Genomic DNA, 16,068 nt, shown 5'->3' with positions numbered 1-16,068 from the left:
TCAATACGAAGATTAGGAGGTGAAACCGTTAGCTCGACTTCGCCACCATCACCTCTAGAAAGTAGGTCGAGATACGCCTCAGGAAGTGAAGGCACAGCATCTCGAAGTGCTTTCAAGGCGGCGTGGCTCGCAGGTTTGTCCGCCAACCATTTTTCTCTAGGCATTTGACTTTCTTTGATCAAAAAAATGGCCGCTTAGGGTCGAAAGCGGGCACTTACCTAGCAACCCAGCCTGCTTGAACCCTTCGCGCATAGATATCATGCCGCGGCCAGATATTCCGAAAACTTCTCGACTAACTGACCCTGAGCTTCGGGACGCCAAATCAGCGGCACCTCGCACTGCGAACCGTCCCTGAGTGTCACGCACAAGGTCACCAGGTCGTCGAACTTCGAGAACATGCTGCCGAGCAGCCGCCAGCTTTCCCCGGCCCTATGTTCATCGCCATCCGCATCAACGAATGACCTGAGGACCGAATAGCTTCTACCCGCTTCAAGCCCCTGAAATTCCGTGATTACGTGCTGCCAGTCCATCCGTCTCGCATGCATCGCCATGTCCAGCCATAGGTAGATTTCAACGTCGACCAAACCGCATAAGCCACTGCCAGGAACTGTCCGTTTTGGGTTGCGGATTCAGCCGGTCGATGCAGCGCACTAAAGACTGCGCGAGTAGCTGGGGTGTTGCATCGACCGGCTTAATCTGCAGCCCGCTCATGATAAAGCGAAGCATTCCAGTCAGATATCTATGCGCGTTTCAAGGAAATCCAGGTACTTGGGGTCATCTTCCAGAAAGATGTCCAGCCCGGCACCCATGTAGGCCCTGGTCAGCTCATCTGCCGATTTATCCAGGTTCCCCGCCTCGAAATAACTCTGCCCCAGGCGAAGATGGATAAAGGGATTGCCCAGGCCGTTGGCGCATTGCACCGCATTGAAAAAGCACTTGAAGCACTTTTCATAATCGGCAGTGCGAAAATGCACGTCACCAATGGCGACATAGATCCAGGTTGCCGCCTCCCACTGCTTATGGTCGCCGGGCAGGAGCTGTAGCGCAGACTCGTATTTTTCGCGGGCCAAATCAAAGTGCCGCGCCGTGGCCAGTTTGTCACCCTGTTTGCACAGGGCTTGTATTTGAGCGTGAACGGAATCATCCAACTCCATGGTTCTCTCCCCGGGTTGCTGATCGATTCGGTCATGGGTAGGAAGCGGACATCGTCCCTCAGACGATTTGTCGCGACTCTACGTGCCGCTTGAAGATATCAAGCGTTCCGGCCCAATAGAAGTGCAAATGCCTGTAGATGGCCACCGTGGGAAATCCGGATGCTTCGAACTTCAGAACCGTTCGGTCCCCGTCCGCCTGGATGACGAAGCTTAGTTTCGTGTCGCTCGACGGCTGATCCGGAAGGCGGGACAAAGAACTGCAATGAGTGAAGCTCAGTTCTTCGCATGGTTGGAATGCCAGGACTACGCCCGTGTTTTCGAATGAAAGATGGTGCCTGCCTCGGATGACAATGGTGCTCCCCGGTACCCAGGTCGTTTCCACTTCGACGGAATAATCGTCGCCGCCGAGCCATTCGCGCATGCTGTGAAGGTCGACGAGATGCTTCCAGACCGCGGAAGCGGGTTTATCCAGAACCACTTCTTCGTTGAAGCGTGCGGGGATTTCGCTGTCGTGGCGAGGTGCTGGATTCATGGCTCGAAGTCAAAAGCAGCGCATTCGTGGTCTTCAGGTTACCGAAGCTCCGCACACACCTGCGGTAGCTCCCACGTGCTCCCATGGAGCAATAGGCGACTAAGGGTGCGGCTAGCCGAAGAAGTGTTCAATCGCGGCGACGGGAAGTAATAAGGTGGTCGCAAAATAGACTAGGCCGAACACGCACGAACGCGCCAGGGGCGTCGCTGGATTCATCAATTGAAAGGTGAAATGCGCCATATTCGTCTGCGCCCAGATCGTCAGCGGCAATGCGATGCATAGCGCGACGCCTGGATGGTCGGGATGGTCGTACACGACGCTGCCAAAGCCCGCCGCGATTAAAACGACGATAAACTGCAGCATGAATGACACCGCAAAGGCCTGCACGAACCTCCAGCGTGTAGCTGCAGCAAACCTGGCGCCCCACGTGACAACGAAAGTGCCGACTAACTGCGCCATGGCAAAGCCGATTGCCGCATGCTTCAGAAGCAACTGCAGTTGCTCAATATCAGACATCGCCGCTCCCCTGTCGTCCCGGCTGCGGACAGTCTAGCGGATGCGCTGGGGTGGACGGCAGGGTAAACAACAAGCTCCGCCGATGCGGGGTTGATTCAATTCGGCGGGAACTTGGCCTGGACGCCGTAGTCCCCGTGCTTCGTGTCGAGTATGCCGGGGCGCAATCCTCTGTGATGGCACATTGAGCATCCGTTATAGAGATTGGCCATGCCCCTCAATCCTCCAGCAATGTGTTGCGCTGACCGGCTGAAGTCGCAGTCGAAAGCGGAAACTTCATGTCGCCCCGTCTACCGGCGCATCAATTTTCGACGTCTTTCCATCGGGCAATTCTTTGCATATACCGAGCGAGTAAATGCTCTCCGCCAAACAAAGTCACGATCGCAAATGGCCAGAGGACGGCATTCTGGTGTTCTCGCACCGGGACGCCCAAGGCGATCAACAGCTTGAGGTAGATGACGCAGCTTACTATGAGGCCCATGGATGACACGGCAATGAGCTTGATTCGGGATCGGAGGTCGATGGTGAGCCAAGTGCCGCAGTGCTCGCAGCGGTACTGCTTGAATGTTCCTGGTCGGGGGAAATAGTCCTTCGTCTTCGGGTAAATCGCTTCACCACAACATGGGCACGACACGGTTTCGTCACCCGTTTGGGGCCCATTCTTGCCAAGCATTGGCGTAAGCGCGCTGGGCCGAATCTTCTTCTTCGCCTGGCGATCAGCCAATCGATGTTGTTGTCGCGTTAATGGCATCGCCATCCTCCCAAAGCGAATGCTAAATGTATCTACGGACGCCCACCACGGGTCGTAAGCGGCTGTCTCCGCGACTCAGGTGACAGCATCTCTGCCCTCCAAACCCTTGAGGAGTCGCCAAGTCAGCCAGTAACACAAGGCACACCCGGCACCCCAGAAAGCCATTTGTGTAACCGTATCGGCATACAATTTCCAGCCCGCCAAAGTTGGCTTTCCATCCACGACATAGGCGACAAGCTTCGTTCCATCCCAAGCCGAGTATCCGCTGCCTTTCCCTGAAAAATAAGGCCATGAGCAAATGGCAGATGGCACACCCCCAACGAGCGCTCCCGCAGCGATAACAAGCCACCAGCGGAACCATTGGCGCTTTTGAAGCAGGAGAATAATTGGAAACGCAAGTATCCAAGCGTATGCCAGCGCGATTACGAGAGCGATCACCGCGACAAGTACCGAATGGGTGGCAAAACCAAAGAATAAGGCGGGAAGCATCGAAGCTGCCAACAGGGAAGCGCCGTTTGCGCTCAGTTTTTTCATGCTTTTCCCCCTTGAGCCAGATCGTGACGTTTTATTGGCTGGCCGTTGATCGCGGTATCGGTGTTGAATGAAAAACTCGTAGAAATTCAAGATTTCCAACGGGGGACTTGGTGTGGAAGTGGAATGAATCTTGCTCCAAAGTCACCCAATGAAAAACAACCTCCGCGTCCACCCAATGACCAATACCCGGCGCGGATCGCATGGCTGTATCCACCACGGCCTGGTTGAACTTTGCCACTGATCCGTCAAGATCGCTTTGCTTGACTCCAAGATCAATGAAGCAACGGTCGTTCTTGGCATCTACCAACATAGCGAAGTGCCTGAAATCCGTTTTGTAGATACCGTCGACGCGAAATATCGCTCCCTCTTGCGCTGGCCCAAAGCGAGTCAGTTCACAAACGGTGGCCACCTCGGGCGCGACCGAGGACGCCACGGATGGGGTGGACGTCAATATGGCCAAAATCGTGATGGCGAAAGTGAGTTCAATCGTTCTTGTGATCATGACTTATCCACGCGCGTCGTCGCGCCTGGTGACCGCTTGGGGCGAAAATAGGTGTCGTGCAACTTCATGATCGGTCGGAGATCCAGGTATTGGCGCGATGAAAGATCAGCCGTGCTCGATCGTCAAGTCACATTTCTGCCGAGTGATGCCTCCGCATGCGCCGCATCGTTGAAGATGTGAACGGTCAGCGGAAATTTCTCATTGACCCTGGCTACAAACTCCAATGTGGCGTCCTGGAATGTCACGAGATAGTGGTCCATGTCGGCAAGAAATCTTGCCTTGCTGTGCATTGGATGTACCGCATTGCGCATTTCAAGCATTTCTATGAGGCTTGAGTTTCTTATTCTATGGATCGAGTAATAGTCCAGTCCCGACTTGAACAGTGGGTGTCCATGCAGCGACTCATCATTGGGATGGCCGTAGACCAGGTAATGGCATTGATGGATTTCAATCACCGCAAGTCGTGCGTCACGTGTCGCATACGAGATCAGGTACGGACTGCGGCAAGCGTTGATACTGGCTTCGCCTACCGTTGACGGCTGGGGCCAGTCGTCGATTTTTTCGATGGAATCACGGGCCATCTGTATTCCTTGTATGGGGAGATTTTCTCCGGATGAGAGACGGACATCGTCTGCATCAGGTCGAAAAATGTCCTTCAGTAGTTGAAACAGGCCTGCTGCCCCGGCTTGAGCCTTAAAGTCGCAGTGGAAAGGTTGGGCGAATCTGCGAACTTCCCGGCCGGGAACACCCAGTAGACGGGCGCCTTGATCTGGCCGTTCGCGTCTGCGTGATAGGCATCGATGAGTATGGAAGCAATGCTATCCGCGGAAATACCTTCACTCGTCGTGCCGTCGAGCGTCAAGGCGAAGCAGTTGAGGTTCGCACTTTTGAGTTTCCTGGACGCGTCACTCAAGGTGAGTTCTCCATGGATGAAGAGCGAGTCCTGATGATGAGAAACGTGGTTGAGCTGCGCAGAGACGTGGGCGCTGCCAACAGTTAAGAGGGCTGTAGGAGGCGCTGCGGCCGAGCAGCCAAGAATGAACGTCGCGGCGAAGATCGCCAAAGCCTTGGAAAGCACGTGCATGATTCCTCTCAAGAACCGATGTGGTCTTCAAATATCCTCAAGCCCAGGCATCCGCCAAGCATCGGCGAAAAATGCCATTGAGTGCATCGAGCGTCGCCGAACCATTCGGCTTTGATGGATTCAGCCTGTCGAGGCGTTCCAGTTCAATCTCGATAAATGCCTGAATGGAAGGGACGGGAGGCTCGAGCCCCATTTCCGGAGCCGCTCTTTTCCTTTCCAGCAATGCGTGGATATCGGCCAGCAGTGCCGGCTGGTCTTCAATCAGATGCAGGAGCTTTTGGAACTCGATCGGCGCCGCATTGCCGTAGCGCTCCAGCCAACGCACGGACAACAGCGGTCGCAACACGTAGAAATATTTCTTCAACGGCACCAGCTCCGATTTCAGGTAGCCGCGATAGTTTCTCTTCGCCATGCTTCGATAGTGATAGACGCCGCTATCGCAAGAGTATGTGGAGGGCAGCAACTCCAGCGCGCGTTCGCGAAAAGCGGCGAATTGTTTATAGATTATCGGCGATTGAATCCACTCCACGAAGGCTGGATTGGATTTCCAGAACAGGCGCAGTGCCTTTCGCAGATCCCAGCCGTTCAAGTCGATATCGTCGACGATCTCGTATTCGATGACGTCGCGCTGGTCTTCCAGGTCGATCGAGGCATACCAGTCCCTTCGATGCACATAGATGAATCGGGCGTCGTAGTCGCTATTGGGCGACTCGAAACCCCAGGCACGGCTGCCCGATTCAACGGCCAGCAGCACTCGCACGTCGTGTTCCGACTCGGCTCGCTCGATGCGTCGTTTTATTTCGTTACTTACAGATGCTGGAATCATGATCTTTGCTATTCAGGCCGGACGGCCTTTCTCAAGTGTGGCTGCCCTTTCATGCCATCTCCGGCACGGAGGCAAGGCTGTTTCAAATCGATTCTACGAAGATAGCGCCGTCCGGGTGATGCTCCCGGATGGTCGTCACGGCCACTAAAACGGCTTCGCGGTCGAACGGGTCTATCCAGCGAGTGAAATGCGTGAGGTCGATGCCATCGGCTCTCAGCCGCTCCAGTTCCGATGCATCCACTATCCCGTGATTCACCCAGATCAGCGTTCGGCTTTGACGGGCCACGGCGAGCAAATCGCCGAGGCCGCGTTTTGTTAGCGCAAAGAGAATCAACGCGTTTTCCATCGGTAGAGGCATCCTGGCACTTCGTTGTTGCAAGTCGAAATGGATGGCACACGGACGCTCGTCACTACAGTTTGATTCCCGACCCGAGCACGAGGACAAAGATCGCCGATAGGCACACTGCGGGAGCGGCCCAGGCCCAGGACCTCGTGAAGGCGATGCCGCTGCCCGATGTGGGCATCCGCTTCTTGGCATAGATAGCCGCCAACAGCTATCAAAAGCCTTCTCACCGAGATCCCCTTGAGCCATCCGATTGCAGCGCGTTCCTTTCGGCCGAGTCGCCAGGATTCGAAAGCCGTCCTGAAACATCCGCCCCCCAAGGCATCAGGAAGATGGCCAATGGCGGATCCGGGCCGAAACCGGACTCTATCCCTGGATGCAAAAGAAGTCGAATGCGCGGCCTTCCCTGGCGCGCTTTGACACCGTCAGTTTTTTGCGCCCTCCGCGGCGAGCAGGTCGGCGATATATTCGGCCAGCAACCAGTGCTGCGACATGCCTTCATTGCTGGTCAGGGCGACAGCCGCGCCGGTCTCCCACACCATCTCCAGGTCTGTCGTCGTCCCTTGGATACCACCCTGATGACCACGGATGTGGCGGCCGTGCGAAAGGCGTTCGTCGATGCCGGCTCCGATGGCGCCGGCGCCGGCGGGTATGACGCCGTCGAACATCTTTGCCAGCGTTGCCGGGCCAAGCAGCTTGCCGCCCTGCACGGCCTTGGCGAACCGCAACAGATCGGCATTGGTGGAATAGCCGCCACCCGCGGGACTGCCCTTGTAGACGTTCTTCACCCAGCAGGCCTTCCACGTAGGGGAGAACACGCCATCGTCGTGGTAGTAGCCCACTGAGAGCTCCGGCACGATCTGGTCCGCGCTGTCGAAGCCGCTGGAGGTCATCTGCGCGGGTTTGAAGATGTGCTGCTGGATGTAGTCGAAATAATTTTCGCCCGACACGTTCTCGATGATGCGCCCGAGCAGCACGTAGCCGGCGTTGCTATAGCTCAACCCCTTGCCGGGCTCGCCCATCTTGGGCTGGCGGGCGATCAGGCCGAGATAGTCGGCCGGGTTGATGAAGTTCGTGGAGTGGTCGAAATAGTCGGGCACCATGAAATCGCCAAGGCCCGACGTGTGATGCAGGAGTTCCCACACGGTGATCTTTTTCGCCGTTGCCTGGTCGGGATATTCCGGCACCAGTTTTGCCAGCGTGTCGTTCCACGACAGCTTGCCGGCTTCGACCAGCTGCGCAATGGCAACCGCGGTGAACATCTTGCCGACCGAGCCGATGTGAAACTTCGTCTGGTGATCGATCGGCACGTTGAAGCTGCGGTCCGCCAGGCCGCGGCATTCGTCAAATACGATCTCGCCGCCATCGGCAACGGTGACGCAACCGGAGAAATCGGATTGGCTCACGAGCTTATCCAACACCACGTGAATCAGCTTTCCCAATTCCGCGTGCGACACCGGCCCCTTGGGCCAGTTGTCAAAAAGCGGGTCGTCCATTTCGACCAACATGGCCTGTGCCAGCTGGTCCGGATGCGCCGGATCGGTCTGCAGCCAGAACAAGGCGGCGGCCTGAGCATGACGGTGTGCCTTGACCGCTACTTCGAGCATGCCCGGTTGATGCGGGTCGGTGCGCACATCGAACACATTCACGCCGCCGCTCTCGCTCGCGACAGAGGCGAGATCGGTGATAAACGCGGCTTTGTCGTCGGAGGCGACCGACGACGACAGGACACCTGATGCCCATTGACGGAGCTGCGCGGGACTGTCGGTATTGACGTGACGGATCAGCTCGCCGGCGAGCCGGCCCACCGGCGAATCGGGCAATTGCGGGTGCATGAGTGGTGCGGCGATGGACGGAGCCGATGCGCAACACAGCGAAATGGATGCCCACAAGGGAGCGAGCCGGAGCGCGCGAGCCGTAGCCCGAACGATAAAAGTGCGGTCGATCATGGAGAGTGCTCTCTGGATTACCGGCCGACGTGGCGGTATTGATCCCTTGGATGCGGCAACTCCGCCGATCGGATTCAACCAGATGGGTTTTAGCCGGAGCCTGGCAGGAAACGAGTGACCTTCTGGCGCAGCAGCTGCACGAGCGCGGGTTCCATGAAGTCGTATTGGTCGGGGATATCCAGGCAAATCACTCGCTTGCCGCCCAGGTATTTTTGGAATTTCGCGGAGAGCTTGCTGCGATGCGCCTTCTCCATCACGAAGATCAGATCCGACCACGCCAGGACTTCCGGCGAAACGGGCACGTTGGCGTCGTGGCCGAGCCCCGCCGATTGCGTCTCGATCCCCGGCCAATCCGCGAAAACCTGCTCGGCGGTCGGACTTCGCAGGCGATTTTGCGTGCAGATGAAAAGAACGTGGCGTGGCAAAGGTGACCTCGAGGCTTGGCTGGCTGATGGACTTGCCTGCACGTAAGCGAACGCCGGGTTCGTGCTCAAGTCGCATCAGCCAGGCATGTTACGTTGATCATTGCTCTTGATGCGTCTTCGCATAGTCCTGATGAAGAAATTTCGCCACGGAAAAACAACCAGGCGGGCTTTGGTTGCTCAGCGTGACAATCGTTTCGCCAGTAAGTGGATAGGTGCGTATATCGGTGCACACGCCACTGGCAGAGCCGCCATGTCCCCAACGAAAATCGCGCTTGGGAATGTTCGGGCCATAGTCGGTCGCGAAGAATCCCAGGCCCATGAACATGCGGTAGGTCTTCGTGGCCCGTGCGAACAGCGCGGGCGGAATGAGCTTGCCGGTCTGCAAGGCTTGAACGAAACGGTACATGTCGCCGGCCGTCGCTGCCTCGCCGCCGGCTGGAAAGCCGGGCAAGGTTTCGCAATCGAATTCCAGCTTGCCATCGTCGGCGGTGTAGCCCCGGGCGAGATCCGGAGCCGTCGATGCGCAGTCGATAAATCCGCTGTGCGCCATGCCGGCCGGCTCGAAGATGTGGCGGCGCAGGTAACTCTGGAAGTCCTCGCCCGAGACGACTTCAACCATGCGGCCTAGCACGACGAACCCGAAATTGCTGTAGACCTGCTTGGTGCCGGGCGGGAAGGCGGGCGGGTTCTTGCTTTCCAGCGCGACCATGTCGGCAACACTGTGCACGCGTGCCCGATTGGCCGCATTCTCGGTACCCAACAGCCCGGCATCGCCCGCGCCACTGGTGTGCGTGAGCAGTTCGCGCACGGTGACCGTGTCGGCAAAGCTGCGGTTGGGGTAATCCTTCAACACGTCGCCGACGCGGGTATCAAGCGACAGCCGTCCCGCCGCTATTTGCTGCAACACCGCCACACTGGTGAACATCTTGCCGGCCGAGGCGAGATTGAAGCGCGTATCCAGCGTGGCCGGATCATCACCCTTGGCGTCACGCTTTCCGTAGGCCTTCTCGAACAATACGTGCCCATGCTTCGCGACCAGCACGACGCCCGAGAACTTGCCTGCTTTAGCCAGGTCCGCCGTAAACCCATCGAGTCTTGCCAGCGCAGGGTCACTCGAGTGTGCTGGTCCTGTATCGGGTTGAGCAAGACACGCCGTCGCCAGAGCCGTTAAAAGCATGGCGGCAACGCAATGAGCTAAGCGACTGTGAGTTGCGTGCAAGTGTCACATCTCCAAAAAGGTAGGTGCGTTGCAGGGGATTGTTTCGGTGGTTTGCGCGACGAGGCTCAGTCGCGCGAGGGTGGGTGAGGGATATCTCTTTGGAGCCTGTGCACATAGTTTCTACTATGAAGTCAGTAGATACTCGGGGCGAACCGGCTTGTCAACTATAGATATAGTTGAAGAGATGCTTGTCGTGCGGCGAGGCAAATATTTGCTGCCCGATGGCGCTCACGGTTACGCCAGCTTCGGAAAGTGACAGCAACTAAATCGATAGCAGGCGGTGTGAGCCAAGCACATTCGCGTCATCGTTCTCTGCGCCTCAATCTATGATGAGGCGCTTTTTTATCTGACTAAGATTCCGACGCCGCAATGAGCGCCGTCTGCAGATCGTCCACGATGTCCTGTCCGCGCAAGCGTTCGCGCCACGTTGCGGGTATGCCGGACAAACCGAAGCGTATGCCGGCCATGCCGCCTGCGACAGCGGCGGTGGTGTCGGTGTCATTGCCCAGGGCAATCGCTCTTCGAACGGTGCCTGCATAGTCGTTCGCCTCGTCGAGCACCAGGCGGGCCGACCACAACGTGTCTACGACGTAGCCGCTCCCGCTTGCCCGTTGCAGATGCGCGGGATCGAGCACCAGCTCGATCTCTTCGGAGGGAAAGCCGGCCTCGGGGCCAAGACGGCGCAGTGCTGCCTCGGCCTGCTGCCAACTCGACGCCACACCGGCAAGTTCCGCGCGCGCCCACAGGCAGAGCAGGGCGCAAGCCACCGCGGAGCGTGGGTGTCCATGCGTGGGCAAACATTGCTTCGCCGCCATGGCGATCAGCGACGGATCATCGCCGGTATGCCACAGCGCAAGCGGCAATACGCGCATCAATGCGCCGTTGCCATTGTCGTATTCGCCCGCCGGTCCGGATTGCTCAGGCGGAACGCCGGCCTTCAGCGCTTCCACCGCGCGAAACGTCTGCACGCCGATATCGAAGACGTAGCCGTCGACCGCGAGATAACCCCAGCCCGCCCAGTTGAGCAGCCGGCCCGCGAAGTGGCGCAGATCCAGTCCGTTGCATGCCAGCAGCGAGGACAGCAGGCACAAAGCCTGGGCGCCGTCGTCCGACCACGTGCCCGGAGGAACGCCCAGGTGGGATCGAGAGAAGCCGGCGGGAGGGTTGAAATCGATGAGCGCCAAAGCAGGGATGTCCGCGGCGTCGTGAAACTCATAAGGAACGCCCAGCGCATCGCCGATCAGCAGTCCTTGCAGTCCGCCAACGATGCGATCCTTTAGTACGTCTTGTGTTGTTGGCTCCATCGTGTTCGCTCCGTACGAGGCTAGTTGATATTGCGCAATTCCTTCGCGGGGAAGGTTTTCATGACCCCTTCTCTGGATAGCTGGAACGAACTTGGAGACTCGAGCTTGCTATCCATTCGTTGAGCTGCTCGACGGCCAACCGCTTTTTACACAGGCACGGCTTCGACGCCAGCCACACGGGCCGCCGTGACCTCGGGCACATAGACGCTCTCGCTTGGCACCTCAAGAAGTCGGATATCGCTTTCGAGGTGTCGGCGTTGTACCGCGACGAAGTCGGTGATGTCGGTGATGGAGAGTACCTCTCGCTCGCCGTATCGACGCAACATCTCTCCCCGAAGTCCCAGCTGGACGGCGCGCCGCTCCAGCGCGCGCCCGCTTGGGTCGTGATCAGGGTCCCACTGCATTCGCACGTCCGATTCCGCAACTGCCTGCCGCCACGACGCGTCGGAGTCGAATCGCTCAGGGTCACGGGACGAGGGGACGGAGGACCGCAACAATTCATCGAAAAAGGTGACGCCAAGGCGGATAGCCAGGATGCGTTCTTGCCCTTCCTTCGTCGCCCATCCCGAGCGATACATCATCCACAAGAAGTTCGGTTTGATCCAACTCATGCGTGCATAACTGAAGTCACCGCCAAAACGCTGGTTTGCGACGGCATATTCGGCAATGGAAGGCCGGTAGGCCTGGTATACATAGATGGATCTTTCGTCGAACTGCCCCAGGATGTGGCGTCCAACCTGCGGCCAGCTGCGTACCAGTTCCAGATAGTTTTTTGTTTTCATTGGCGATCCGTTCGTTGCTGCATCGCATTCGCGTGGGTCGATGAAGTCATTCTTGAAGAACCAGTTCTCGACGCTGCACATCCATCGTAACCACGCGACGATCAGTGCGCGCAGGCCCCCACGCTTCTGCCGCCAGTGCAATACCTACGGCTGCGGCGGTGGCGACAGCCAGGTCGGCAACGGGCACGCTGGTGCCGTTGCGCCGAAACACCGTTGAACCCATCTGGTCCAGGCAGGTGACTTCCAGCATCGGATGCACCGTCAGCGTTTCGTTGCGATCTGGCGTGCTTGAAGTCTTTGATATCGCGATGCGTTGCAGGTCGCTGCGAATATCCCTGCGCAGCGCGTCCGGATCGAGATGCGCAAAGCGCAAGGTACCTTGGTATGGGTTCAGCCGATTGGTCGGGTCGGAGAATCCCGGTGCAGGCGGGGCAGGGAGTTCGTCGGGCAGAGGGCCGGCGCCATGACGGGTCAGGTAGGCACGCGTCACGTAATGCGCCTGGAGCGGGGCCAAGGCGCACAGTCCCGCTTCGCGGGCCATGCGTGCGATGCCGGGCAATCCCGTCTGCGAGCGGGTTACGTAGGGAAACTCGCCCAGGTCCTGGTCCAGGCGCAATCCCTGTGCAGCTTCGAATACGAGCGCGTCCTGCTCCGCCAACACCAGCGGAGTACGCCATTCGAATCGCCGGCCCAGGCTCAGCGCATCGGCCACGAAGCGATCGACCAGCGCCGGGTTGTCGACGAACGTACCCAATGCATCCAGAGGCAGACCGACTTCTCGCAGTCTGCGCGGCAGATACTCGTGGCGTATCGCTGTCAATCGTGCGCGCACACGTGCTTCGGACATCAGATCCGCGCCTTGCAGTGCGTAGCCGGGATGTTGCGAGCGCTGTACGGTTTCGCCGAAACCTACGCCGCAACTTCCATGGCGCCCCGCACCACGTGCGTGCTCCAGCGCCTGGTTGATCATCGCATCCCACGGCACCGAAACAGGCGCGCGCGGATCGGCCAGCAGGCGCGGTGCACGCACACCCAGATCGGCCAGGGCTTCCAGCTCGGCATCCAGCAACCAGGGATTGAGCACCACCTCGGCGCCCAGATAAGTCGGGGCGTCGAGAAACGTGCCGCTGCCCAGTTGATGAAACACGTGCCGGCGGCCATCCGGAGTCACCACGGTGTGCCCCGCCTGGGCGCCGCTGTTGAAGCGCACGACCCAGGGGCGCAATCCGTCGCGTTGCGCGTTGGCGACGAGCGCATCGACCGTGCGGCCTTTGCCTTCGTCGCCGAATCCCGCACCGATGACCGCCTGCATACGCGTGAGCATGACCGATCCCGAGGCTCAGAACCGCGTCAACGCAGGCGCAGGGCCCGCGCTGGGGCTGGTAAGCCCGGCAAGCGCGTGACGCACCACCAAGGCGGTGTCGCCCGACCAGCTGGCAGCGACGTCCGCAACGTGAGCGCCCTCGTTGGCCTGGATGGTGGAGACCAGCACCTCGGACAACCTGGTGTAATCGGATAACGGGATGACGCGCTGGCCCATCAGTTCGCGCCACGTTTCGAACACGGCGGCGCGACTGGCGGGCGCGCGGCAGGCATTGCCCTGTTCCACGATGATGTGGAACACGTGATACGACCGCTCGGCCAGCGCCAACAGGTCGGCAGGGCTGTAGTCGCGCTCGATGGTGTCGCCGAAGACTGCCTGCGCCTGCGCTACGGTCAAGGCCGGAGGCACTTCTTCGTCGCCGACGGTGAAGAGATAGCCCTTGGTATGGCGCTTGGCCATGGAATCGATCTTGGTGCGCAGGCCGGCGAAGTACCACGGCAAGTGATAGGACTCGCTCTTGTTGCCGCCGCCACCGCCTTCCAGAAACATCGCGGCCAGCTGTTCGGCAATGCGCAGGTCCGCTTCGAACTGGGTGACCTGCAACGGTGCGCGATCGTAGAACGCATCGCCCACGCCCATGAACATCAAGTGCGGGTCGGTCACCGGCTTGCGGCTGTAGACCTCTTCGATGAAGGTGCCCAGGCTGCCCTTGATCAGCGCTTCGGGAATCGTGCCCATGGACCCGGTGACATCCAGCGCAACGATGAGCGGCGTCGATTGCGGATTGACGTCCGAATCGACCGATTCGCGCACGCTGATGTGCTTCGGATCGAAGGCGGGATTCATGCCGCGCGAAGCGAAGATGGCATCGCGCGACTTGCTGCTGGTGCTGGCGGCATAACGATCCCAGTCGGCGGGATTCCAACGTGCAGAGCCCATGTCAGTTCTCCGGATAGATGAGGGTCGGGGGAAGATTCCAGGCCGAAAAGCGACGAGGACCGAAAGCGGCCTCTATGGCCTTTTGCCAGGATCGGTATTGCTCGACCGCGGTGCCGGCGGCCGGACTGCGGGCGAAGGCGGCGAGCGGTGCCGGTGCGCAAGCCGGCACGGGGCCCATGCCGGTGACGTCGCCAAGCAACTCCCGCAACAGGCGGCGGATCTTGATGTGGCCCAGCGCGCTGCGCTGCACGGGATCGCTGCGCCACACCGGCGTGACATCGGCCAAGGCGCTCGCGGGAAGCGCTGCCCACCGTTCGCCCAGCGCACCGGCGTAAGCCCATCCGCCAAGTAGCGCCACGCGATGACGAGCAGTGTCGATCCACACCGTGGAGGCATCGATCACCGGATGCGCGCGCTGCGCGTATTCCAGATAGCAGGCGAGATTCCACAGTCCGCTGCCGATCCACGCCACGTGCGCGGGCGGAACCGTGCCGACGTGCGCCACCACATCGGCGAGGCGTATCAGGTCGGGGTCGCGCGAACGCACCACCAGCACGGCGTCGGCGGTGCGATGTACCGTGGCGGCGGCGGGCAGGCAGGGGCGAATCTGACGTTCCATGTCGGAAGAGACAAACCTCCAGTGAGCCGTCTGCGCGGCGTTGCGCGCGGCCAGATCGGCGAGATCCGGCGAGACTACCTCAAGCAAGGTGCGCCGGCCGATATACACCGTGCCGAGTTCGTCGGCGTAACTTGCCACATACGGCATGGTCCAGCGCCGGCCGTCGGCGGCCATGGTGCTTGCAAATACCGGGTGCGCTTCCGTCGCGCGGCGATCGGCGGCGAGCGTGCGCGTGTCTCCCGCTACGTGCCGGCGTTGCAACTGGATTCTGGCAAACACCGCGCCGGCGTCAGGGTCGGCACAGTGGTCGGGATGCCAGCGGCCGGCCAGGCGGCGCAGGGTCATCAAGCGATCGGAAGCCGCGGCAGGCAGTGCTGTTTCCCACAGGCTATCGGAGGCGGCAAGCAGATCGGCGGCGGTGGCGTTGAACAGGTCCATGCAAAATATGCTAGCAAATATTTGCTATTTGCAATTAAATAAATACGAGGCAAATAACAAGGCTAAAGCCGTTGTTATAGTTAATAAAAAGGCATACTTTCTTGCAAAATGAAAAGAAATCCGGAGGGCCGTTTCATGAGCGAGGATTTCCCCAAGCCGATCGTGACTGTCGATGTCGTCGTTCTCACCTTGAAGGACGGCGTGTTGCAGTTGCTGCTGGCACAGCGGGCGAAAGATGCGGCCATTGCGCCCGGGGTGTGGACCCTGCCTGGCGGCTTCGTGCACGTGGATGGCGACGACTCGCTCGAAGACACGGTGCGCAGAGTATTTCGCACCAAGACCGGCGGAGAAGTGGCCTACATGGAGCAGCTTTGCACCTTCGGCAACGCCAGGCGCGATCCGCGCGGCTGGTCGCTATCGGTGGCTTACCTGGCGCTGCTGCCCGAGCACAAGGTCACCGGGCTCGACGAGCAGCGCACCCGATGGGCAACGGTGCGCCCTTGTCCGGACCTGCCGTTCGATCATCGCGCCATCGTGGCGCAGGCGCTGGCGCGTGTACGCGGCAAGGCCGCCTACTCATCGTTGCCGGCGTTTTTGCTGCCGGACACCTTTACGCTTCCTCAGCTGATGGCGGTCTACGAGGCTGTGCTGGATCAGCAACTGGATCAGTCGACGTTCCGGCGCAAGGTGGCCGAGCAAGGCATGATCGTCAAGGCACGCGGTGCACACTTGCATACGGGTGCGGGGCGACCGGCGGCCCTCTACAAACTCTCGCGGCCTGCGCTACAGGATTTTGGACGCGTGTTGCTGGGCACGCGGGATGCGTGAAC

Annotated in this window: 20 protein-coding genes; 1 reads left to right on the top strand and 19 read right to left on the bottom strand. The window is 59.5% G+C overall.

What is annotated here, in order from left to right:
* Positions 1 to 257: 257 nt before the first annotated feature.
* The 19 genes from ISS99_RS08370 to ISS99_RS08280 all read right to left on the bottom strand — a co-directional run bounded on the left by ISS99_RS08370 (position 258) and on the right by ISS99_RS08280 (position 15,238).
* The gene (locus tag ISS99_RS08370; RefSeq protein ID WP_204631156.1) at positions 258 to 584 is read right to left on the bottom strand and encodes a DUF3601 domain-containing protein; all 327 of its coding nucleotides are present in this window, start codon (positions 582 to 584) and stop codon (positions 258 to 260) included.
* Positions 585 to 731: 147 nt separating this feature from the next.
* Positions 732 to 1,154, bottom strand: coding sequence for a tetratricopeptide repeat protein (locus ISS99_RS08365; protein WP_204631155.1), 423 nt, complete (start codon positions 1,152 to 1,154; stop codon positions 732 to 734).
* A 58-nt stretch (positions 1,155 to 1,212) separates the two neighbouring features.
* Positions 1,213 to 1,686, bottom strand: a complete 474-nt coding sequence (locus ISS99_RS08360) for an SRPBCC family protein (RefSeq protein WP_204631154.1) — start codon at positions 1,684 to 1,686, stop codon at positions 1,213 to 1,215.
* Positions 1,687 to 1,797: 111 nt separating this feature from the next.
* Positions 1,798 to 2,202, bottom strand: a complete 405-nt coding sequence (locus tag ISS99_RS08355; RefSeq protein ID WP_204631153.1) for a hypothetical protein — start codon at positions 2,200 to 2,202, stop codon at positions 1,798 to 1,800.
* A 298-nt stretch (positions 2,203 to 2,500) separates the two neighbouring features.
* Positions 2,501 to 2,950 (bottom strand): hypothetical protein, encoded by a 450-nt coding sequence (locus ISS99_RS08350; protein WP_204631152.1) that lies wholly within the window; start codon positions 2,948 to 2,950, stop codon positions 2,501 to 2,503.
* A gap of 75 nt (positions 2,951 to 3,025) precedes the next feature.
* Positions 3,026 to 3,484: a hypothetical protein gene (locus ISS99_RS08345; RefSeq protein WP_204631151.1), complete on the bottom strand. Its 459-nt coding sequence runs from the start codon at positions 3,482 to 3,484 to the stop codon at positions 3,026 to 3,028.
* A 31-nt stretch (positions 3,485 to 3,515) separates the two neighbouring features.
* Positions 3,516 to 3,986 (bottom strand): hypothetical protein, encoded by a 471-nt coding sequence (locus tag ISS99_RS08340; protein WP_204631150.1) that lies wholly within the window; start codon positions 3,984 to 3,986, stop codon positions 3,516 to 3,518.
* A gap of 122 nt (positions 3,987 to 4,108) precedes the next feature.
* Positions 4,109 to 4,567 (bottom strand): hypothetical protein, encoded by a 459-nt coding sequence (locus ISS99_RS08335; RefSeq protein ID WP_204631149.1) that lies wholly within the window; start codon positions 4,565 to 4,567, stop codon positions 4,109 to 4,111.
* A gap of 74 nt (positions 4,568 to 4,641) precedes the next feature.
* Complete coding sequence (locus ISS99_RS08330) at positions 4,642 to 5,070, bottom strand: hypothetical protein (RefSeq protein ID WP_204631148.1); 429 nt, start codon at positions 5,068 to 5,070, stop codon at positions 4,642 to 4,644.
* 37 nt (positions 5,071 to 5,107) lie between these two features.
* Complete coding sequence (locus ISS99_RS08325; RefSeq protein ID WP_204631147.1) at positions 5,108 to 5,896, bottom strand: nucleotidyltransferase domain-containing protein; 789 nt, start codon at positions 5,894 to 5,896, stop codon at positions 5,108 to 5,110.
* Positions 5,897 to 5,978: 82 nt separating this feature from the next.
* On the bottom strand, positions 5,979 to 6,242 hold the full coding sequence (locus ISS99_RS08320; protein WP_204631146.1) for a hypothetical protein: 264 nt from the start codon (positions 6,240 to 6,242) through the stop codon (positions 5,979 to 5,981).
* A gap of 422 nt (positions 6,243 to 6,664) precedes the next feature.
* Positions 6,665 to 8,188, bottom strand: a complete 1,524-nt coding sequence (locus ISS99_RS08315) for a serine hydrolase domain-containing protein (protein WP_239537806.1) — start codon at positions 8,186 to 8,188, stop codon at positions 6,665 to 6,667.
* Between the two features lie 89 nt (positions 8,189 to 8,277).
* Positions 8,278 to 8,613 (bottom strand): low molecular weight protein tyrosine phosphatase family protein, encoded by a 336-nt coding sequence (locus ISS99_RS08310; RefSeq protein ID WP_204631145.1) that lies wholly within the window; start codon positions 8,611 to 8,613, stop codon positions 8,278 to 8,280.
* 97 nt (positions 8,614 to 8,710) lie between these two features.
* Complete coding sequence (locus ISS99_RS08305) at positions 8,711 to 9,790, bottom strand: serine hydrolase domain-containing protein (protein ID WP_275578129.1); 1,080 nt, start codon at positions 9,788 to 9,790, stop codon at positions 8,711 to 8,713.
* Positions 9,791 to 10,182: 392 nt separating this feature from the next.
* On the bottom strand, positions 10,183 to 11,136 hold the full coding sequence (locus ISS99_RS08300; RefSeq protein WP_204631143.1) for an ADP-ribosylglycohydrolase family protein: 954 nt from the start codon (positions 11,134 to 11,136) through the stop codon (positions 10,183 to 10,185).
* A gap of 146 nt (positions 11,137 to 11,282) precedes the next feature.
* Positions 11,283 to 11,999 carry a DUF4291 domain-containing protein gene (locus tag ISS99_RS08295; RefSeq protein ID WP_239537805.1) on the bottom strand — a complete coding sequence of 239 codons (717 nt, stop codon included), beginning with the start codon at positions 11,997 to 11,999 and terminating at the stop codon, positions 11,283 to 11,285.
* Complete coding sequence (locus ISS99_RS08290; protein WP_204631142.1) at positions 11,965 to 13,242, bottom strand: adenylosuccinate synthetase; 1,278 nt, start codon at positions 13,240 to 13,242, stop codon at positions 11,965 to 11,967. The genes ISS99_RS08295 and ISS99_RS08290 overlap by 35 nt, the downstream gene beginning before the upstream one ends.
* Positions 13,243 to 13,257: 15 nt before the next feature.
* Positions 13,258 to 14,181 (bottom strand): hypothetical protein, encoded by a 924-nt coding sequence (locus ISS99_RS08285; RefSeq protein WP_204631141.1) that lies wholly within the window; start codon positions 14,179 to 14,181, stop codon positions 13,258 to 13,260.
* Position 14,182: 1 nt separating this feature from the next.
* Positions 14,183 to 15,238 carry a hypothetical protein gene (locus ISS99_RS08280; protein ID WP_204631140.1) on the bottom strand — a complete coding sequence of 352 codons (1,056 nt, stop codon included), beginning with the start codon at positions 15,236 to 15,238 and terminating at the stop codon, positions 14,183 to 14,185.
* A 135-nt stretch (positions 15,239 to 15,373) separates the two neighbouring features.
* On the opposite strand from ISS99_RS08280, the gene ISS99_RS08275 reads away from it, so the two are divergent.
* The gene (locus ISS99_RS08275; protein WP_204631139.1) at positions 15,374 to 16,066 is read left to right on the top strand and encodes an NUDIX hydrolase; all 693 of its coding nucleotides are present in this window, start codon (positions 15,374 to 15,376) and stop codon (positions 16,064 to 16,066) included.
* The last annotated feature ends 2 nt before the right edge of the window (positions 16,067 to 16,068 follow it).

Origin of the sequence: Dyella mobilis, from assembly GCF_016904945.1 — a bacterium.
Lineage (GTDB): Bacteria > Pseudomonadota > Gammaproteobacteria > Xanthomonadales > Rhodanobacteraceae > Dyella_B > Dyella_B mobilis.
The sequence above is the reverse complement of the archived record's forward strand: the minus strand, read 5'-3'. Positions and strand labels throughout refer to the sequence as shown.